The sequence below is a fragment of the Paenibacillus sp. NFR01 genome (assembly GCF_900111565.1).
In the GTDB taxonomy this organism is placed as follows: Bacteria; Bacillota; Bacilli; order Paenibacillales; family Paenibacillaceae; genus Paenibacillus_AQ.
In genome coordinates, this window is the sequence record NZ_FOIK01000001.1 from 1,306,192 (window position 1) to 1,323,965 (window position 17,774).

Consider the following 17,774-nt stretch of genomic DNA (forward strand, 5'->3'; position numbering starts at 1 on the left):
CGCGGCGGAGCACCGGCCTTCATGATTCCGACATGAAACTCACTCTTGTACCGCCGTCAATAATCCTAACATAACAATAGGATCATCGTAAAGTTCAAACGGACAATTCAGCAGATATCTCACGCCGGAACGTCAACTTCAAGGCGTATTACACCCACCACATCTCCGTCAGCGGCTCTTCGATCAGCACCTGACGCAGATTACTTACAGCCTTGGAGAATCCTTCCTCCACGGACATCAAGCCGTCCTCATGCTCGATGCTGACCACGTAGTCGTAACCGACCAGGCGCAGGGCGCTGACGATATCCGCCCAGGTCTTCACGTCGTGGCCGTAGCCGACGGAACGGAACTGCCATGCGCGGTCCAGCATATTTGTATAAGATTGCATATCGGTCAAGCCATGCATGTTCACGTTCACCGGATCGATTACGGTATCCTTGGCGTGGAAGTGGTGAATCGCCCCTTGGCGTCCGAGAATATGGATCGCTTGCACCGGATCGATGCCCTGCCACCACATATGGCTCGGGTCCAGGTTCGCGCCGATCGCTTCGCCGGCTGCTTCGCGCAGACGCAGCAGGGTAGCCGGTGTATGCACGGAGAATCCGCCATGCAGCTCAAGACCAATCTTCACGCCGTGTGCGGATGCGAACTCGCCCATTTCCTTCCAATAAGGAATTACCTTTTGTTCCCATTGCCATGCCAAAATCTCCTGGTAGTCGTTCGGCCAAGGCGCCACCGGCCAGTTCGGATATTTTGCATTCTCATGGTCGCCCGGACAGCCGGAGAACGTATTCACGACTTGCACGCCGAGTTTCTCGGCAAGCAGCACCGAATTCACGAAATCCTCATGATCCTGCTGGGCCAAATGTTTTTGCGGGTGCAGCGGGTTACCGTGGCAGCTGAGCGCACTGATCATAAGGCCGCGCGATTCCACCGCATGTTTGAACTCCTTGAGCGCCGTTTCGTTCTCCAGCAGCACTTTCGGGTCGCAATGGCTTTTACCCGGATTGCCTCCTGTTCCGATCTCGACCGCGTTCAATCCTTTGGAAGCCACGTAATCCAGGGCATCCTCCAGCTTGCGGCCGCCAAACAGTACCATAAATACGCCTAATTTCATACCTGTCCGCCTCTCCTTGTATAAGTTATACCGTAACTTTGCTCCGGTAAACATCAAAATCCTTTATGACTTCGCCCGTCTCCGCCGCGGCAAAAATGGCTTCGATCAGCTTCAGCACCCGCATCACTTCGTCATTCTTGACGATTGGCTCGGCTTTGCCTTCCAGGCAATCGGCAAAGTTGTCGAAGAACCCGGACGGCAGCTCGGCAGCCGCAGGCAGCGCTTCAGTCAGCGTCGCTCCTTCGGACGGCGGCGCCATCGTTTTGGTCAAGCCCACGCCGGCGCGAATCGGCGTCGGTTCGCGGTGCTCGCTTTCCTGGTTGCGAATGACGCTGCGGCCAGTTAGGGACCAGTCCTCGATCACTGCTGTTCCTTCGGTGCCTTTAACGTACCATCTTGGCAGCGTAATGAAGTTGGTCGTCCCCACCTCGACAATTGCCTTGACGCCATTCTCGAAACGGAGGGTTGCTTCAAAGCCGTCATCCACCTCGTTGCCGAGAATAAAACTCAGGTTCGCACTGACACTGACTACCTTGCTGTCGATCATGAACAGCAGCTGGTCAAGCAGATGGACGCCCCAGTCGAGCAGCATGCCGCCGCCTTGGGCTTTGACATGGCGCCAATCGCCCGGAATGCCGTTCGCGCCATGCACGCGGGACTCCAGCTGGAACAGCGAGCCGATCGTCTCCTTCTCGTACATCTGCTTGATGATCCGGAAATCCTCATCCCAGCGACGGTTCTGATGCACCATAAAGATGCGGCCCGCTTCGTCCGCCGCGGCGAGAATTTCCGTGAACTCCGCGGAATCCAGCGTTACCGGCTTCTCGCAGATGACATGCTTGCCCGCGCGCAGCGCGGCAATGGCAATCTCCTTATGCACATCGTTCGGTGTCGCGATCAGCACGACGTCGACGCCTTTATCATCCAGCACTTCCTGGTAGCTGCCGTATGCGCGGTATCCGCTGGCTTCCGAAGCGCTGCGGCGCGTCTCCAGCAAGTCGAACGTCCCAGCCACTTTCAGCCGGGCGTTCTCCTTGATCAGTTCCGCATGGTAGCTGCCCATACCTCCGTATCCGATGATCACTACGGAATGTTCTGCTTGACTCATGGTTGTTCCACTCCTGTTTCTCTAGTCTTAGTTATCGGAGCTTCCGTCAAAGTATACCGCGCGTCCTGTGCGGGCCGATTCATAAATCGCCTCAAGAATTTGCGTAACAACGATGGCTTGCTCCGGTTTGACTACCGGTGCTTTATCTTCGCGTACCGCTTCCAGCCAGTAACGGGCTTCGCGGTCGGCATCGCTTTCTTCGGATCCGCTGTAGAAGGCTACGCCGCCTGCGGACAAATCATATTTCGTTTCGAACAAACGGCTATTGCGTTCGCCGTTGACGCGCAGTCCGTCTTTCATATCCGCGCCGCCTTCGGTTCCGGCGAGCAGCGTTTTCGCTTCGCCGAATTCGGAGACGTTCAGCGCCCAGCTGGACTCCAGCGAGATCGTTGCGCCGTTCTCCATCGTAATAAAGCCGAATGCGGAGTCCTCAACCTTGAATTGTTCCGGGTCCCACGGACCGAAGGCATTTGCTGCATTCGCGCGTTGGCCCAGCTTGTGGAAGGTGGAGCCGACAACCATCTTCGGTTTGTAGTTGTCCATCAGCCACAGCGTCAAGTCCAGTGCATGCGTACCGATATCGATCAGCGGGCCGCCGCCTTGTTTCTCTTCGTCGAGGAATACGCCCCAGGTCGGCACGGCGCGGCGGCGCAGCGCGATGGCTTTGCCGAAATAGATTTCTCCGAGTTCGCCGGCTTCGATCAATTGTTTCAGATACAGGCTGTCCGAACGGAAACGGTTCTGGTAAGCGATGGACAGCTTTTTGCCTGTGCGCTTGGCCGCATCGAGCATTTCCTGCGCTTGGGCCGTCGTTTTGGCCATCGGTTTCTCGCACAGCACATGGTTGCCGGCTTCCAAAGCGGCTACGGTGATTTCGGAGTGGCTGTCGTTCGGCGTGCAGACATGCACGATTTCGAATCCGCCTTCACTCAGCATTTCACGGAAATCGGTATATACTTTAGCGCCTTCAACGCCGTATTCGGCAGCCGCTTTCTCGGCGCGTTCTTTCACGATATCGCAGAAGGCAACCATTTCTGCGTCTTTTTGACGGGACAACGCCGGCATATGTTTGCCGTTCGCGATGCCTCCGCAACCTACGATGGCGATTTTCAAAACTTTAGACATGTACGTTTCCCCCTTGATTGGCATATGCTTTTATCCATTTCATGCTGTCTGCGATGCTATCCATAGCCGGACGCGCGCAAAAATCCTGTTCCACGACGGCCCATTCGGCACCGGCCTTATCGGCGGCTTCCAGAATGGCGGCGAGGTTCACTTCGCCCTCCCCGAGCACGACGGTCTCCGGCGAGCCGTCTTCGCTTCTCTTTACGTCTTTCAAGTGAATGATCGGCAGGCGTCCGGCGTATTTTTCGATATAGGCAACCGGATCGTAACCGGCAAAATGCACCCAGCAGGTATCCAGCTCTACCTGAAGCTGCTCGGCGGGCACGCCGGCGAAAATATAATCAAACGCCGTTTGTTCGCCGACTTTTTGAGTGAATTCGAAATCATGATTATGATAGAACAGCACCGCGCCTTGCTCGGCGGTTTTCGCGCCGATTGCGCGCAGATCGGAAACCACCTGTTCCCAGTTCCGCTGCTCTTCGGTCAAATAAGGGATGATCAAGTTTTTGTTGCCGATTTCTAAGTTGTAGCGGATTTCTTCTGCGGTATGTTCCAGCATCTCGGTATACGGACGGTGCGCGCCGAGCGCAACCAGCCCGGTCTCCTCAAGCAGCGCCGCAACCTCTGCCGAACTGCGACCGAAGAAATGGAAAAATTCCACACTGGCATAGCCAAGCTCCGCGACTTTGCGGATCGTTCCTTCAAAATCTTTCTCCAGCTCTTCTCTAACGGTATACAGCTGCAGGCCGATCTTCAGCATTTGGACTTCACTCCTGTTTGTCTAGAGTTAATTTCGAATTTGTACACCTGAACAAAAGGGCTGCACACACAGCAAGTTGCATCCCTTCCGTAATTACCCAATTTGTTCCGGGTCGTGGATTATGTAGCAAATGGAGCCGCGAAACGACATTCATAGGTCATATTTCTATGTCGTCTTGCCTAGCTACATGGTAATATGAAAGCGTCTATAATAAAATGAATAATATGATTGAAACATGAACAATTTGCTTGTCTTTTAATATCCGTCCGGGAGGCCAACCATGAACAATGTTCCTGCCTGCCATGTTTTGTCAGCAGGCTTTTCGTTTCACCGCAAGCCCTTTCATATGTCACGGAGCGAGGGCGTACAGAGTTACCTGCTCCGTTATCAGACCGAAGGCCGCAGCCGGACGATGATCGACGGCGCCATCACCACCGTGGAGACCGGCGACCTGATGCTGTTCGCCCCGAACGACCCGTATTATTTGAGCATCGACAAGGAAAACCATCCGACAGGCAAACCGCGGATCGAAAGCGGCGACTACCATATCTTCTGCGGAGGGCCGTGGATCGAGGAATGGTGGCAGCAGAAGCAGCGCCCGTTCGTCGTGCATTTGCCGCCCAGCGACAATTTGCTTGGCATTTTGCGCCAGCTTGTCCTGGAACAGCGCCGCCTAGCCAACTTCTCACCGGAAATTTCGGCCTGTTATCTTCAGATTTTTTGCATGGAAATCGACCGCCTGACCGCCGATCAGCCTTCCGTCACCGCCAAACGCCATTTGGCTTACCGGATGAAGCAGTACATTGAAGAACATGCTGCGCTTTCGCTTAGGCTGGAGGACGTGGCGGCGCATGTCGATATCTCCGTCTCCCGGGCGGTTCACTTATTCAAAGAAGCATTCAATACCACGATCGTCAAATACATCAATGAAGTCCGGCTGGAAATGGCCCGCGAGCGCATCACCTTCAGCCCGCTGCCGCTGGAGCATATTTCGGAAACCTGCGGTTTTGCCAACTACACGTACTTCCACCGCATTTTCAAAAACCGCTTCGGCATGTCGCCGAAGGAATACCGTCAGACCAGCCGCGAACGGAACCGTCAGGCGGTTAGCTCTCCCGCAAAGTGAAACCCGGCCTCCATACAATAATCGGGCACAAAAAAGGAGCGCCATCTTCGTTATAGATTCGCTCCTTGTGTTTCATTTTATTCAGTTGCTGGCGTTTGGTCGGCGTGAGCCGGGTATGCTGGGAAATGGCGCCAAAATCTTCATTGGATCTGCGGTTTTGCTCCGGGCACCGGAGGCCGCTTAAATCGGCCTTGCGTATCGCTTTTTGCGTTTTCGTGCGGGCCATAGGGCTTCACTCCTTTATTTGATATGAAACATTTGCTTTGCAGCGTTTCCTGCCCGACAATAGAAACAGGCACCACGCATTTATTGCTATTTTAACATACGTAAGCGTAAGACTGGCGGTACATTTCTTTTAAAATTAAATGGTTGGCACGCGAAAGGGGTTTGCCTGTGAAATACGACATTTTATACGACGGCGCATTTGCCATGCTGAAGGTTCAACTGAATTCAGGGGAAAGCGTCAAAGCCGAGATGGGGGCCATGGTCGCCATGTCGCCGAATGTGGAGCTCCGCGGTACGGTGGACGGCGGGATTATGCGCGGGCTCGGACGGATGCTAAGCGGCGAGAAATTTTTCTTCCAGGAGCTGACGGCGACGCGCGGCGCAAGCGAAGTGCTGCTCTCCCCCGGCGCCATCGGCGATATCGAAGCGATTGAACTGGACGGCTCGTACAAGCTGTATGTGCAGAAGGACGGTTTTCTGGCCGGGACGCAGGGTATTCAGGTCAACACCAAAATGCAGAACCTGACGCGCGGCCTTTTCTCGGGCGAAGGCTTCTTTATCGTCGAGATCAGCGGGCGCGGCACAGTGTTCCTCTCTTCCTTCGGCGCGATCCACGCCATCAACCTGGCTCCGGGCGAAGAGATGATCATCGACAATGGGCATCTGGTCGCTTGGCCAGACTATATGGACTACAAGGTGGAAAAAGCCGCCTCCGGCTGGCTCAGCAGCTTCACCAGCGGCGAGGCGCTGGTCTGCCGGTTTCGCGGCGAAGGCGTCGTGCTCGTCCAGACGCGCAATCCGGGCAGCTTCGGTACCTGGATCAAGTCGTTCGTCCCTTCCCGATCCTGACCCCGGGCATATGCTGTAACATCATAACCGGAATGGAGTGGATTTATGATGGTTACAGGTGCCTCATTGCAAAAGGTGGGCCGGGCGATGCTGCCTTTTTACATGAAAATCGCAGCTAACCGCCGTTATGCGCAGCGCTGGAGCGAAGCGGTCATCCATACCGATTTAGCAGAAATGGGTACTCTGCTCTCCGAAATCAAGACGCTTGCCGGCGTCAACAACTATGCAACGAACGGAATCGGGTATTTTATTTTTTTGCCGCGCAAAAATTCGGAATTGTACGATGTGAACGGTACGACGATACCTCCGGGAACCGTGCAGTTCACCTTCAGCACACGGGCGCACCGCGCCATTGCCGCGGCTGTGATTCCGCTGTACCGCCGGCTTGCGTTCGACCGGTCTTACGCGATTCGCCTGGCGGCAGCGATCCGCAACAACGATGCGGCTGCCGTACGCAAGGCGGTGCGCAGCGTTGTCGTCAGTCCTCTGCTGAAATCCGTAACGATCGAGGAAGTCGGCATCGCCTTGCTGTTCCGGACGCCTTACAGTAAATATCCGTACCGCAATCTGATTTTTCAGGACACGGACTGAAGGCGCTGCAACATTACCAAAACTTTCTGCGTCTATTCAGGTGAACAGGTTCCAAACTGGTTAATCTATGAATAGAGGTGGATAACAATGAATATCAAAAAAAGCGCATTCGCTGTCATAACATCCGTGTCCCTGCTTACGTTCTCCCTCGGCGGCACCGTGTTTGCCGCAACCGGCAGCTTCAAGGACATCGACAATGTCAGCGGCAAAGAAAAGATCAACTCGCTCAAGCAGCAAGGCTTGATCAAGGGGATCTCGGATACCCAATTCCTGCCCGCGTCCACAGTGACGACGGCTCAGGCGGTACAATTTATTTCCGGCGGCCTGCAGCTTAGCCTGGCGGCCATCGATTTCAACAAAGCGCCGGTTGCCAGCAACCTTTTTAGCAAAGTCAAAGACAATGCCTGGTACACCGAAGCTTTCATCAACGCCTATTACAACGGGGTGAACATCGACGCCGATATCGATCCGGCCCAACCGATCACCAAAGAGCTGTTTACGAACCTGCTGGTTCAAGGCGTAGAGCATGTCGGCAATTTGCCGATGATCAACATCGTGCCGGCCGATATCGCCGACGAAAGCGAATTCGATCCTTCCTATCAGGGCAGCATCCAGCGCGCGCTGAAATACAAGATTGTCTCGCTCGACGCAAACGGCAAGTTCCATCCGAAAAGCAAGCTGACCCGCGCCGAAGCGGCGGTAATGCTCTACAATGCGCTGGACTACTTGAAGACCGTCAACAAAACGGCCCAACCGTAAACGATATTCAGCAGGTATAAAAAGAGGCTGTCCCAAAAGCCATTAAAATGGCTGATAGGACAGCTTTATTTTTTTACATACATAGAGGTGGAAGCTTTATTCCTCTTCCCCGTTCAGCCGGTTCAGGAACTGGCGGGCCCGTTGGCTCCGCGGGTGCTTAAGGACCTCTTCGGGCGTTCCTTGCTCCAGAATGTGGCCGCCGTCCATGAGAATGATGGTATCGGCCACGTCGGCAGCGAACTTCATCTCATGGGTGACGATCACCATCGTCATCCCTTCGGCTGCGAGCTGCTTGATGACTTTCAGCACCTCGCCGACCAGTTCGGGATCAAGCGCCGAGGTCGGCTCATCGAAGAGCAGCACCTCGGGCTGGGTCGCCATAGCCCGGGCAATACCGACCCGCTGCTGCTGGCCGCCGGACAGCTGATGCGGATAAGCATCCGCTTTATCGCCAAGTCCCACTTTCTCCAGCAGCTCCAGCGCGAGCTTGCGCGCCTCTTCGCGGGACCGTTTCTGTACGGTAACCTGTCCTTCCATCACGTTGCCGAGCGCCGTCATGTGCGGAAACAAGTTATAGGACTGGAAGACCATCCCCGTCTTGCGGCGCAGCTCCAGAACCTTGCCTAGCGGCAGCTTCCGCGAATCCGTGAAATCCAGCTCCGTCTCTCCCACCGTGATGGTTCCGCGGTCCGGAATCTCCAGCAGATTGAAGCAGCGCAGCAGCGTGGTTTTTCCCGAACCGGATGGTCCGATAACGACCAGCACTTTGCCGTGCGCATGCTTGAGACTGATTCCTTTCAGCACCTCCAGCCCGCCGAACGATTTATGCAAATCCTGTATTTCAATCAAATGGATCTTCTCCTTTTAATGCGCGGAATACCGGCTGAGCCTGCGCTCCAGCACATTCTGCACGGCAGACAGCACGGAGCTGAAGATCAGGTAGATGCCCCCTGCCTCAGCGTACAGCAGCAGCGGTTCGTAAGTCGTTGCGACGATCTGCTGTGCCGTCCGGAACATCTCCACGTAAGTGATGCTGGCGGCGAGCGACGTGTCCTTCACCAGACTGATGAAGGAATTCGCCAGCGGCGGCACCGATACCCGGGCGGCTTGCGGGAGTATCACCCGGCGCAGCGCCTGGCTGCGGGTCATGCCGACCGAAAACGCCGCTTCCCATTGCCCCTTGGCGATCGACAGGATGGCGGCCCGGACGATTTCCGAGCCATAAGCGCCTACGCTGAGCGAGAACCCGATGACGGCCGCAACCAGCGGATCCAGAATGATGCCGACCGAAGGCAATCCGTAAAAAATAATAAACAATTGCAGCAGCAGCGGCGTTCCGCGAATAATCCAGACGTAAAAGCGCGCGATTTGCCGCGGGATGGTCCAGGAGGATAAACGGACCAGCGCCGTCAGCACCGCCAAAATAAGCCCAAAGCCAAACGATAATAAAGTAAGCGGAATGGTAAAAGCCACCCCTGCTTTGAGCAGAGGCAGCAGTGAATCCAGCAAGATGTGCAGTTTGCGGTCATCCATCATGCATACATCCTTCTTCGGAAATATTATTTGGAGACGTCCGCACCGAAATATTTATCAGAGATTTTCAAATACGTTCCGTCGTCTTTCATGGCCGCAAGCGCATCGTTGACCGCCTTCACCAGCTCGTCGTTGCCTTTCAGAAAGGTTGCCGCGCTGCGGGAGCCGTTGTCGATTTCGTCGACGCTTTTAATCTTGACGTCCGGTTTTTGTTTCTTCAAATCCAGGAAAGACAAACCGTCATTGATCGTCGCGTCGATACGGCCGGAGGTCAGCAGATCGATTGCTTGGTTAAAGCCTTCGACGGATACGATTTCGGCGCCGTGGTCCGTGGCGATTTTACCCAGATTACTGGTCAGGGACTGGCCGGATTTTTTACCTTTCAGGTCGTCGAAGCTCTTGATATCCTTGTTATTTTCGCTAACGATCAGTACCGCTTTTGAGATGATGTACGGATCGGAAAAGTCGTATTTAACTTTGCGCTCGTCGGTGACTGACACTTCGTTGAAGATGGCGTCAAAACGTTTGGCATCCAGGCCTGCGAACATGCCGTCCCATTGGGTCTCGATGAATTCGGCTTTCACGCCCAGCCGTTTGGCTACCTCCTCGGCAATTTCCACGTCAAACCCGGTCAACGTACCGCTGGCGTCATGGAACGTAAACGGCGCATAAGTGCCTTCGGTTCCGATCCGGAGCTTACCGCTGGCTTTCACCGCGTCGAGACTGTTCTGCGCAGCCGCCGGCTGCTCGGTTGCCGATGCATTGTTACCGCCGGCTCCGGTATTCCCGGCATTATTGTTATTGTTGTTATTCCCGCATGCCGCGACCAGCATCAGGGTCAGGATCAATGCAATGGTCAAGCTAAACTTCTTCATCGCTATTCTCCTCTCTTCCAGTCTCTGCTCTCTTCTTTTGCCCTTTCTGAGACAAAAATATCCCCGGACACCTTTAAGACCTTCTTAAAAGTGCTCCGGGGATAGCTGCATCCTAATCATTGAATAAATCGTCGTAATTCAAGTTAACCGTGCATTGGTTCAGGCCGGACCTTGTCGGCTCCCTCTTCCGTTTCGGCCTTCTTGCTGCGGCGAAGCAGCAAGCCGAGCAGAGCGCCGCCGATCGCCACAAACATCATGATGTGGAAGGTATCGTCAAAACCTTTGGCCAGCACCGTCTGGGCCGCATGCTGCATGGCTTCGGGCGAGGAATCCACAGCCTTGCCCGCTTTGGCGGCCGCCGCCGCTGCGGCTTTCATTTCGTTGCCGCGGGTTGTCGCTCTCGCGGTCAGAATGGTAACGAGGGTCGATACCGCCAGGGAATTGATGACCTGCTGCATGGAGTTGGTCAACGAAGTTACCCGGCTTACGAGATTTCGCGGCGCTTTGTTCAGAAGATGCGTGTTCATCGGCATCATCATCATCCCCATCCCCGCTCCGCACATGATGAGCGGCACAATGACATCGCGGCTTTCTGTCGTCAAATCCACATGCGAGTATTGGAACAGTGCACCCGAAACGAGGCTCAGCCCGCATACCACGAGCCAGCGCACCCCGATGCGGTCAAAGAGAATTCCTGCGATCGGCATCATGAGTCCGGACGCGATGGCCTGCGGCAGCAGCGTCAGGCCGGTGTCGAAGGCGCCGAAGCCGCGCGCTTGCTGCAGGAACTGGGGCAACAGGAAAAGGGCTCCGTAAAGACCGAACTGCGCCACCCACTGCACGATAATGCCGGCGCTGAAATCCACCGAGCGCAATATTTTCAGCTCCATGAGCGGGTTCGCCGTGCGGAATTCGGCAATGACGAAAGCAATCAGCGCAACAATGCCCACGATTAAGCCGATGATCGTTTTGTCGGAGGTCCAGCTTTCCGCCCCTTGGCTCACCGCATAGGACAACGAGGCGAATGCCAGCGGGCCCAGCACCATCCCGAACTTATCGATGCCGCCCACCGTATTGCGTTCCACCTTCGGCAGCTTCCGGAGGCCGATCAGCAGGCAGAGGATGCCGATGGGAATGTTGATCAGAAAAATCCAGCGCCAGGAGTGGTATTCCACCAGCCAGCCGGACAGCACGGGTCCGATGGCCGGCGCGAACAGCACCGGAATGCCCATAATGCCCATAACGACGCCGACCTTGCTCACCGGGGCCAAGCGGTACACGTAGGCCATTGCCACCGGCAGCACAAAGCCTCCGCCGAGGCCCTGCAGCACACGGAAAGCAATGAGCAGCGGCGCCGAATTCGGCGTGGCGCACAGAATCGAGCCTGCGGTAAACAGCACAACGGCCGACAAAAACACCGTCTTCGCGCCGAAGCGGTCGGACAGCCAGCCGGATAACGGGATCACGGAGGCTTGGGCGAGCATATAGCCGGTAACGACCCATTGCAATGTATTCAAGTTTGTATCGAAATCCTTCACCAGCGTGCTGAGCGCCACATTCATCGCCGTGCTATCCAGAACGACCATAAATACGCCGGCGATGATCGCCAGCAGCGGAACCAGGATGCTTGTCAGTTTGAATTCGGGGTCCGCTTTAGACGTCAGTTCCATTCTTTTCTCCTCCTGTTGACCGGAGGCATGGCTTCATTGACCGCCTACCGGTTTTATCTTTATAATGGATTGGACCGGACAATTGTCCGTCCTTAATACTCACAGTCTACGGACAATTGTCCGCATTGTCAATTGGTCCGATCCGAAAGAGGTCGCCTATATGAGCAAATATAAGAATCAGCCGCCCGACGCCTACCGCGAGCGCATTCTTGAGGCCGCGCAGACGCTGTTCGCGCAGCAAGGGCTGGAAGCGGTCAGCATGTACCAGATCGCCAAAAAAGCCGGAATCGGGCAAGGTTCGTTGTACCGCCGTTATGCCGACAAGGGCGAAATCTGCTCCGACCTGCTCGGCAGCGGCTCCGAACGTTTTTTAACGATGCTCGAACAAGACTTGGAGCATGCAGATGGCCGGCAGCAGCCTTGGCTGGAGCATCTCCAGACCTGCATCGTACAGATCGTGGATTTTATCGACCAGCACGCCGAACTGCTGTATACCATCAAAACCGAGTTCACCGGCAAACGCCAGCTGACCCAGTTCGAGCATCCGATTTTTCAAAGATTAAACGGCATCATGGCCACGCTGCTGCTTCGTGCGCTTGAACGCGGGGAAATTCGGAGCATAGATATCCCATTTACCGCGACCGCCCTGATCTCCGCGCTCAGCCCGGATCTGTTCCTCTATCAGCAGAAGCTGCACCAAGCCGGCAAAACGCAGATCGCCGATGGTATCATCAAGCTCTTCGTTGACGGAATCCGGGCAGAGCGAAAATCCTGAAAGATGGAATGGAAACTCTTGCATCTCAAAGGTGCCGGATGATATAGTAGAATCCAATTACAAACAAATACGACCTTGAAATCACTAGGGGAGCCGCCCAGGCTGAGACGGAGCGTTACGCTTCGGACCCTTTGAACCTGATCTGGATCATACCAGCGGAGGGAAGTGGAGCAGAACGTTTCGTCAGTAGTCTTGCCCCAAGAGGCATTTCCTTCTGCCGCATCTTCAGACCCATTGACTCCCTCCGGGAGTCGATGGGTCTTTTTGGTTTGCCAAGGAGGAATGCCAAATCGCCAATGTTCTTGATGTACGCAAGCTTACCTTTGCTTATCCCGCGGCGGAACAGCCGCCCTTGATTCATGGGTTGTCCCTCTACGCGGAGGAAGGCGAATTTGTCTCGGTGGTCGGCGCCAGCGGTTGCGGCAAAAGCACGCTCTTCAAGCTGATTGCCGGCCTGCTCGAACCGGCCGCCGGAGAAATCCGGTTGGGCGGAACAACCGCCCCCGCTTCCGGCCGCCTCGGCGCAGTCGCTTATATGCCGCAGGGAGATTTGCTGCTGCCATGGCGAACGGTGCTCGGCAACTGCCTGCTGCCCTGGGAGCTAAAGCGGGGCGCTCCCCGGCAAGATGTTGTGCCGCAGATTTTGAAAATGCTGGAACGTTTTGGCCTTGCAGGCAAGGCGACGGCCTATCCGGAAGAGCTGTCGGGCGGGATGCGGCAGCGCGCCGCTCTGCTGCGCACGCTGGTTGCCGGAGGCGAGCCGCTGCTGCTAGACGAGCCGTTCGGCGCTCTGGATGCGATCACCAAACGCGAGCTGCACCGCTGGCTGCTGGAAATGTGGAGCGGCTTGTCCCGCACGGTTCTGCTGATCACCCATGATCTGGAGGAAGCGCTGCTGCTCAGCGACAGAATTTATCTTATGGAAGCCGGAACCGGCCGGCTGCAGGAGATCCGGGTGGACCTGCCCCGTCCGCGACACGGGGATATGCGTTTTGAGCCATCGTTTATCGCCCTGCGGGCTTTATTGGAGCGTGAGCTGGATGCCCGTGAAGACTGAAAGGCGCCGAGCGCTCCGCAGGTATTTCCCGTTCGCGCTGCTGGCCGGCGCGCTGCTGGGCGGCTGGGAAACGGAAGCACGGCTTGGCCTTATTCCCCGGTTCATTCTGCCCGCCCCTTCGGAGGTGATGACGGAGCTGGTCCGGCAATGGCGCCCGCTGCTGCTCCTGCATTTACCGGCTACGCTTCAGGAAGCACTGCTTGGCCTTGCGTTATCGCTGGTGCTCGGCATCATCATCGGCATCCTAATGTTTCGTTACGAGCCGGTTGCCAGAGCTCTGTATCCTTTGCTTCTCTTCAGCCAGACTATACCGCTGGTCGCGTTGTCACCCATTTTTATGGTGTGGTTTGGATACTCCGTATGGGGCAAGGTTGCCGTGGTTTGGCTTACCGCCTTTTTCCCGGTAGCGGCAGGTACATACGACGGCTTGAAGCAAAGCGAATGCACATACCGCGAACTGATGCTGACGCTGGGAGCAACACGGGGGCAATTGCTGCGAAAAGCGCAACTCCCGCCGGCCCTGCCCGCTTTGTTCTCCGGCGCAAGGCTCGCTGCCGTGTACAGCGTTATCGGCGCGACGATCGGTGAATGGCTGGGAGGCAGCAGGGGACTCGGGTATTACAGCCGGCGCATGGCGGGCAGCCTGCAGAGCGGGAAGCTGTTCGCGGCGGTACTGCTCCTCTCTCTGCTAGGAGCTGCATTAACTTTGTCAGTCAGCATGCTCGAAAAATGGATACTCAAGAAAAGGAGCCGTTATCGATAATGAACCCTAAATTCGCGGCCCATGCCGTCTTCATCGCCCTACTGCTTGTACTGGGGGGCTGCAGCGGCGGCACCCCGGAGGATTCGGGTAGCGCCGGCAAGCAGCCGGCCGTTTCTGAACCTCATAAACTAAGTCTTGTGCTCGACTGGTATCCGAATGCCGTGCATTCCTTTTTGTACGCAGCCCAAAACAACGGTTATTTCGCCGAACAGGGACTGCAAGTGGATATCCAAATGCCGTCCGACAGCAATGACGCCTTGCGGCTGGTCGCTGCCGGCCAGGCCGATCTGGCGCTCAGCTACCAGCCGCAGGTGCTGCTGGCGCGGAGCGAGGAACTCCCTGTCCGGTCGATTGCGGCGATTGTCCGGCATCCGCTGAACCATCTAATGGTCCGGAAAGGCTCCGGGATCAACCGCCCGAGAGACCTGACCGGCAAAACGGCGGGCTTTTCCTCCATTCCGCTCTATGAAGCGATGCTGAAGAGCATGGTAAGTTACGACGGAGGCGATCCCCGCAAGCTGAAGCTCGTGGATGTCGGCTTCGATCTCGTCCCCGCGATAACCAGCGGGCATGCCGATGCGATTATGGGCGGTTTCATCAATCACGAACAATTGATTCTGGAGAAACAAGGTTATCCCGTCGTTTCTTTTGATCCTGCCGATTATGGCGTGCCGGACTATTACGAGCTGGTGCTGGTTGCTAGCGAAAGCGGCATCCAAAGCAAAACCGACGATCTCCGCAAACTGCTCGATGCGCTGCGCAAAGGCCAGGAATATGTACAGGAGCATCCGCAGGAAGCCCTCGAACTGCTTATGAAGCAACAGGATGAAACGGCGCCCCTTGATCCCGAAATCGAACGACAAAGCCTGAAGCTCCTGCTTCCGCTGATGGACGCCGGAAATCAGCTCTTCGGCTATCAAGACCCCGAATCGTGGGAACATGTCGCGCAGTGGCTGCGGGACAATGCCCTGCTCAGCGGGCAACTTGCCGCCAAGGATGCTTTTATCAACCTATAACTCATTCCAAAAGGAGCGAACACAATTATGCTGTATATTGAAAAAATCCGTCAGTTAAACCCTTTGGTGCACAACATCACCAATATCGTCGTCGCTAATTTCTCCGCCAACGGCCTTCTGGCACTTGGCGCCTCGCCGTTTATGGCCGACGCCCATGAGGAGGTTGCCGACGTTGCGGCCATGTCCGGCGCCGTCGTGCTGAATATCGGCACGCTGAACGATTACGCCATCCATTCCATGCTGCTTGCCGGCCAGTCGGCAAATGCCGCCGGCGTTCCGCTCGTCCTTGATCCGGTCGGCGCAGGAGCGACAGCATACCGCAGCGACGTTACCGGGCGGCTGGTGCGCGAGCTGAAGCTGACCGCCCTGCGCGGCAACGTCGCCGAAGTCGCCAACGTAGCCGGAGTCGACTGGGCAAGCAAAGGCGTCGATGCCGGCCAAGGCGACGGCGACGTCGTCGCCCTGGCACTCAAGGCGGCGCGCAAGCTGGGCTGCGTCGTCATTGTTACCGGCAAGGAGGACTGCGTTACCGACGGCGAACGGGTATTCATGGTCGATAACGGGCATCCCGTTCTGACCAAAGTGACGGGAACCGGCTGCCTGCTCAGTGCGGTCGTCGGCGCCTTCCTGGCCGTCAGCGAAGGCTCACACTTGGAGGCCGCGGCGGAAGCGGTCGCTTTCTACGGCGCTGCGGCCGAAATCGCCGCCGAAATCACGGATGGCAGAGGACCGGGCAGCTTCCAGATCGAATTCCTTAACCAGCTTTCCGTGCTGACGGCAAGCGCCGCGGCTGAAAGAGCGCGAATCCGCTTGCTGGTGTTATAACTACAAAAAGCGAAAGGAGAAAATAAACCATGGTTGCCATCCGCAAAGCCCTTACCGTCGCCGGTTCCGACAGCGGCGGCGGTGCAGGCATTCAAGCCGATCTCAAAACCTTCCAGGAGCTTGGCGTATACGGCATGTCGGCGATCACCGCCGTCACCGCCCAGAACACGCTGGGCGTACAGGGCGTTTTTCCGCTGCAGGCCGATGCGGTGAAGGCACAGCTGGAATCCATCGCAGCGGATCTCGCGCCCGACGCGCTCAAGACCGGTATGCTCTTCAACAGCGAAATTATCCGCACCGTGGCCGGACAGGTCCGGGCTTACGGTTGGGATAAGCTGGTCGTCGATCCGGTCATGGTCGCCAAAGGCGGCGCCGCCCTGCTGCAGCCGGAGGCCGTCGACGCGCTTGTCGGCGAGCTGCTCCCCCTTGCGCTTGTCGTGACCCCGAATATTCCGGAAGCGGAGCTCCTTAGCGGCATGCCCATCGTCAGCATTCAAGACCGTAAAGCCGCCGCGCGGATCATCCACGCCATGGGACCAGGCTACGTCCTGTTGAAAGGCGGACATGGCCCGGATTCCGAAACGGTTACCGATCTCCTGTACGACGGAACCGGATTCACCGCGCTGGAGAGCCCGCGCATTCCCACGCGCCATACGCATGGAACCGGATGCACCTATTCGGCGGCATTAACGGCAGCTTTGGCCGGCGGCGCATCGGTTCCCGAAGCGGCCAATCTCGCAAAAGCTTTTATCTCCGCGGCGATCGGGGACGGCCTGGGCATCGGCTCAGGCCACGGCCCGACCAATCATTTCGCCTTCCGGAACAGACAGGTGCGTGAACGGGGATGACAAGAAAACACGAATCCGAAATCCGCCGTCTGTTAAGCCTGTACTTTATCGCAGGAAGCCCGAACTGCCTCCTGTCCCCGCCAGATACGCTGCTTCAAGCGATATCCGGCGGCGTTACGATGTTTCAGTTCCGCGAGAAAGGTGCCGGAGCCCTGGTAGGAGCGGACGCCGAGCAGCTCGGCCGGCAGCTGCAGGCCATCTGCCGGGCGCACGGCATTCCCTTTATCGTCAACGACGACATCGGGCTCGCCCTGAAGCTGGATGCCGACGGCGTGCATGTCGGCCAGGACGATGCTCCGGCCGCTATACTCAGGGCCAAGCTCGGCCCTTCCAAAATCGTCGGCGTCTCGGCCCACACGCTGGAGGAAGCGCAGCGGGCCATTTCGGACGGCGCCGATTACCTTGGCGTCGGACCGGTGTATCCGACAAGTTCCAAGCCCGATGCGAAGGCTGCGGCCGGTACGGCCCTGATCGGGCAATTGCGGGCCGCCGGGATTACCGTTCCGGTCGTGGGCATCGGCGGCATCACGCCGCAGAACGCCGCTCCCGTCATCGCCGCCGGCGCGGACGGTGTCTCCGTCATTTCCGCCATCGCTTCGGCGGAGCATCCCGAACTCATGGCGAAGCGATTCCGTCAGGCGCTTCAGCTCCATAACCCTGCAACTCCGCAGCGTCCGTAAATTACGGCGCTGTTTTTTTGTCCGAGGCACCGTTCGCCCGTATGTTTACATCCGTGACTTCATGGCTTATTA

The 17,774-nt window shown here is 56.7% G+C and carries 20 protein-coding genes and 1 riboswitch; of the genes, 11 read left to right on the top strand and 9 right to left on the bottom strand.

Annotated features, from left to right (window positions below; genetic code table 11):
* Nucleotides 1–148 precede the first annotated feature (148 nt).
* Genes BMW84_RS05930 through BMW84_RS05945 form a run of 4 tightly spaced genes read right to left on the bottom strand, consistent with a single transcriptional unit; the run spans nt 149 to nt 4,110 of the window.
* The gene (locus BMW84_RS05930; RefSeq protein WP_091065486.1) at nt 149–1,117 is read right to left on the bottom strand and encodes a sugar phosphate isomerase/epimerase family protein; all 969 of its coding nucleotides are present in this window, start codon (nt 1,115–1,117) and stop codon (nt 149–151) included.
* Between the two features lie 25 nt (nt 1,118–1,142).
* On the bottom strand, nt 1,143–2,225 hold the full coding sequence (locus tag BMW84_RS05935; protein ID WP_091065488.1) for a Gfo/Idh/MocA family protein: 1,083 nt from the start codon (nt 2,223–2,225) through the stop codon (nt 1,143–1,145).
* 27 nt (nt 2,226–2,252) lie between these two features.
* The gene (locus tag BMW84_RS05940) at nt 2,253–3,350 is read right to left on the bottom strand and encodes a Gfo/Idh/MocA family protein (RefSeq protein WP_091065490.1); all 1,098 of its coding nucleotides are present in this window, start codon (nt 3,348–3,350) and stop codon (nt 2,253–2,255) included.
* Nucleotides 3,343–4,110 (bottom strand): sugar phosphate isomerase/epimerase family protein, encoded by a 768-nt coding sequence (locus tag BMW84_RS05945; protein WP_091065493.1) that lies wholly within the window; start codon nt 4,108–4,110, stop codon nt 3,343–3,345. The genes BMW84_RS05940 and BMW84_RS05945 overlap by 8 nt, the downstream gene beginning before the upstream one ends.
* A 280-nt stretch (nt 4,111–4,390) precedes the next feature.
* Between BMW84_RS05945 and BMW84_RS05950 the strand changes: the two genes are divergently transcribed.
* A complete protein-coding gene (locus BMW84_RS05950) occupies nt 4,391–5,236 on the top strand; it encodes an AraC family transcriptional regulator (RefSeq protein ID WP_091065494.1) in 846 nt (281 codons plus the stop codon).
* On the opposite strand, the gene BMW84_RS05955 is transcribed toward BMW84_RS05950, so the two are convergent.
* Nucleotides 5,217–5,462 carry a hypothetical protein gene (locus tag BMW84_RS05955; protein WP_091065497.1) on the bottom strand — a complete coding sequence of 82 codons (246 nt, stop codon included), beginning with the start codon at nt 5,460–5,462 and terminating at the stop codon, nt 5,217–5,219. The genes BMW84_RS05950 and BMW84_RS05955 overlap by 20 nt on opposite strands.
* Nucleotides 5,463–5,629: 167 nt before the next feature.
* On the opposite strand from BMW84_RS05955, the gene BMW84_RS05960 reads away from it, so the two are divergent.
* The 3 genes from BMW84_RS05960 to BMW84_RS05970 all read left to right on the top strand — a co-directional run bounded on the left by BMW84_RS05960 (nt 5,630) and on the right by BMW84_RS05970 (nt 7,660).
* Entirely contained in the window at nt 5,630–6,310 is a 681-nt protein-coding gene (locus tag BMW84_RS05960) for a TIGR00266 family protein (RefSeq protein WP_091065498.1), read from the top strand.
* A 45-nt stretch (nt 6,311–6,355) separates the two neighbouring features.
* Entirely contained in the window at nt 6,356–6,901 is a 546-nt protein-coding gene (locus BMW84_RS05965; protein WP_091065501.1) for a hypothetical protein, read from the top strand.
* Between the two features lie 87 nt (nt 6,902–6,988).
* Complete coding sequence (locus BMW84_RS05970; RefSeq protein ID WP_091065502.1) at nt 6,989–7,660, top strand: S-layer homology domain-containing protein; 672 nt, start codon at nt 6,989–6,991, stop codon at nt 7,658–7,660.
* A 96-nt stretch (nt 7,661–7,756) separates the two neighbouring features.
* On the opposite strand, the gene BMW84_RS05975 is transcribed toward BMW84_RS05970, so the two are convergent.
* The 4 genes from BMW84_RS05975 to BMW84_RS05990 all read right to left on the bottom strand — a co-directional run bounded on the left by BMW84_RS05975 (nt 7,757) and on the right by BMW84_RS05990 (nt 11,738).
* Complete coding sequence (locus tag BMW84_RS05975) at nt 7,757–8,509, bottom strand: amino acid ABC transporter ATP-binding protein (protein WP_091065505.1); 753 nt, start codon at nt 8,507–8,509, stop codon at nt 7,757–7,759.
* Nucleotides 8,510–8,524: 15 nt separating this feature from the next.
* Nucleotides 8,525–9,193 carry an amino acid ABC transporter permease gene (locus BMW84_RS05980; protein WP_091068110.1) on the bottom strand — a complete coding sequence of 223 codons (669 nt, stop codon included), beginning with the start codon at nt 9,191–9,193 and terminating at the stop codon, nt 8,525–8,527.
* 26 nt (nt 9,194–9,219) lie between these two features.
* Nucleotides 9,220–10,068 (bottom strand): amino acid ABC transporter substrate-binding protein, encoded by an 849-nt coding sequence (locus tag BMW84_RS05985; protein WP_091065508.1) that lies wholly within the window; start codon nt 10,066–10,068, stop codon nt 9,220–9,222.
* 143 nt (nt 10,069–10,211) lie between these two features.
* Nucleotides 10,212–11,738: a DHA2 family efflux MFS transporter permease subunit gene (locus BMW84_RS05990; protein ID WP_091065511.1), complete on the bottom strand. Its 1,527-nt coding sequence runs from the start codon at nt 11,736–11,738 to the stop codon at nt 10,212–10,214.
* A 160-nt stretch (nt 11,739–11,898) separates the two neighbouring features.
* On the opposite strand from BMW84_RS05990, the gene BMW84_RS05995 reads away from it, so the two are divergent.
* The 7 genes from BMW84_RS05995 (at nt 11,899) to thiE (ending at nt 17,702) form a co-directional block, all read left to right on the top strand.
* Nucleotides 11,899–12,513, top strand: a complete 615-nt coding sequence (locus BMW84_RS05995; protein WP_175498690.1) for a TetR/AcrR family transcriptional regulator — start codon at nt 11,899–11,901, stop codon at nt 12,511–12,513.
* A 76-nt stretch (nt 12,514–12,589) separates the two neighbouring features.
* Nucleotides 12,590–12,694: riboswitch (TPP riboswitch) on the top strand.
* A gap of 171 nt (nt 12,695–12,865) precedes the next feature.
* Nucleotides 12,866–13,570, top strand: coding sequence for an ABC transporter ATP-binding protein (locus BMW84_RS06000; protein ID WP_254772878.1), 705 nt, complete (start codon nt 12,866–12,868; stop codon nt 13,568–13,570).
* Nucleotides 13,560–14,333 (top strand): ABC transporter permease, encoded by a 774-nt coding sequence (locus tag BMW84_RS06005; RefSeq protein WP_254772879.1) that lies wholly within the window; start codon nt 13,560–13,562, stop codon nt 14,331–14,333. Before BMW84_RS06000 ends, BMW84_RS06005 begins: the two co-directional genes overlap by 11 nt.
* Nucleotides 14,333–15,349 (top strand): ABC transporter substrate-binding protein, encoded by a 1,017-nt coding sequence (locus BMW84_RS06010; RefSeq protein ID WP_254772880.1) that lies wholly within the window; start codon nt 14,333–14,335, stop codon nt 15,347–15,349. The genes BMW84_RS06005 and BMW84_RS06010 overlap by 1 nt, the downstream gene beginning before the upstream one ends.
* Before the next feature lie 27 nt (nt 15,350–15,376).
* A complete protein-coding gene (thiM, locus tag BMW84_RS06015; protein ID WP_091065526.1) occupies nt 15,377–16,174 on the top strand; it encodes a hydroxyethylthiazole kinase in 798 nt (265 codons plus the stop codon).
* 29 nt (nt 16,175–16,203) lie between these two features.
* Nucleotides 16,204–17,022: a bifunctional hydroxymethylpyrimidine kinase/phosphomethylpyrimidine kinase gene (gene thiD, locus BMW84_RS06020; RefSeq protein ID WP_091065529.1), complete on the top strand. Its 819-nt coding sequence runs from the start codon at nt 16,204–16,206 to the stop codon at nt 17,020–17,022.
* A complete protein-coding gene (gene thiE, locus BMW84_RS06025) occupies nt 17,019–17,702 on the top strand; it encodes a thiamine phosphate synthase (protein WP_091065531.1) in 684 nt (227 codons plus the stop codon). Before thiD ends, thiE begins: the two co-directional genes overlap by 4 nt.
* The last annotated feature ends 72 nt before the right edge of the window (nt 17,703–17,774 follow it).

What these genes read in the sequence shown, in the direction of transcription:
- BMW84_RS05930 (WP_091065486.1), bottom strand. Translation starts at nt 1,117, where the DNA reads ATGAAATTAGGCGTATTTATGGTACTGTTTGGCGGCCGCAAGCTGGAG.
- BMW84_RS05935 (WP_091065488.1), bottom strand. Translation starts at nt 2,225, where the DNA reads ATGAGTCAAGCAGAACATTCCGTAGTGATCATCGGATACGGAGGTATG.
- BMW84_RS05940 (WP_091065490.1), bottom strand. Translation starts at nt 3,350, where the DNA reads ATGTCTAAAGTTTTGAAAATCGCCATCGTAGGTTGCGGAGGCATCGCG.
- BMW84_RS05945 (WP_091065493.1), bottom strand. Translation starts at nt 4,110, where the DNA reads ATGCTGAAGATCGGCCTGCAGCTGTATACCGTTAGAGAAGAGCTGGAG.
- BMW84_RS05950 (WP_091065494.1), top strand. Translation starts at nt 4,391, where the DNA reads ATGAACAATGTTCCTGCCTGCCATGTTTTGTCAGCAGGCTTTTCGTTT.
- BMW84_RS05955 (WP_091065497.1), bottom strand. Translation starts at nt 5,462, where the DNA reads ATGGCCCGCACGAAAACGCAAAAAGCGATACGCAAGGCCGATTTAAGC.
- BMW84_RS05965 (WP_091065501.1), top strand. Translation starts at nt 6,356, where the DNA reads ATGATGGTTACAGGTGCCTCATTGCAAAAGGTGGGCCGGGCGATGCTG.
- BMW84_RS05970 (WP_091065502.1), top strand. Translation starts at nt 6,989, where the DNA reads ATGAATATCAAAAAAAGCGCATTCGCTGTCATAACATCCGTGTCCCTG.
- BMW84_RS05980 (WP_091068110.1), bottom strand. Translation starts at nt 9,193, where the DNA reads ATGGATGACCGCAAACTGCACATCTTGCTGGATTCACTGCTGCCTCTG.
- BMW84_RS05985 (WP_091065508.1), bottom strand. Translation starts at nt 10,068, where the DNA reads ATGAAGAAGTTTAGCTTGACCATTGCATTGATCCTGACCCTGATGCTG.
- BMW84_RS05990 (WP_091065511.1), bottom strand. Translation starts at nt 11,738, where the DNA reads ATGGAACTGACGTCTAAAGCGGACCCCGAATTCAAACTGACAAGCATC.
- BMW84_RS05995 (WP_175498690.1), top strand. Translation starts at nt 11,899, where the DNA reads ATGAGCAAATATAAGAATCAGCCGCCCGACGCCTACCGCGAGCGCATT.
- BMW84_RS06010 (WP_254772880.1), top strand. Translation starts at nt 14,333, where the DNA reads ATGAACCCTAAATTCGCGGCCCATGCCGTCTTCATCGCCCTACTGCTT.
- thiM (WP_091065526.1), top strand. Translation starts at nt 15,377, where the DNA reads ATGCTGTATATTGAAAAAATCCGTCAGTTAAACCCTTTGGTGCACAAC.
- thiD (WP_091065529.1), top strand. Translation starts at nt 16,204, where the DNA reads ATGGTTGCCATCCGCAAAGCCCTTACCGTCGCCGGTTCCGACAGCGGC.
- thiE (WP_091065531.1), top strand. Translation starts at nt 17,019, where the DNA reads ATGACAAGAAAACACGAATCCGAAATCCGCCGTCTGTTAAGCCTGTAC.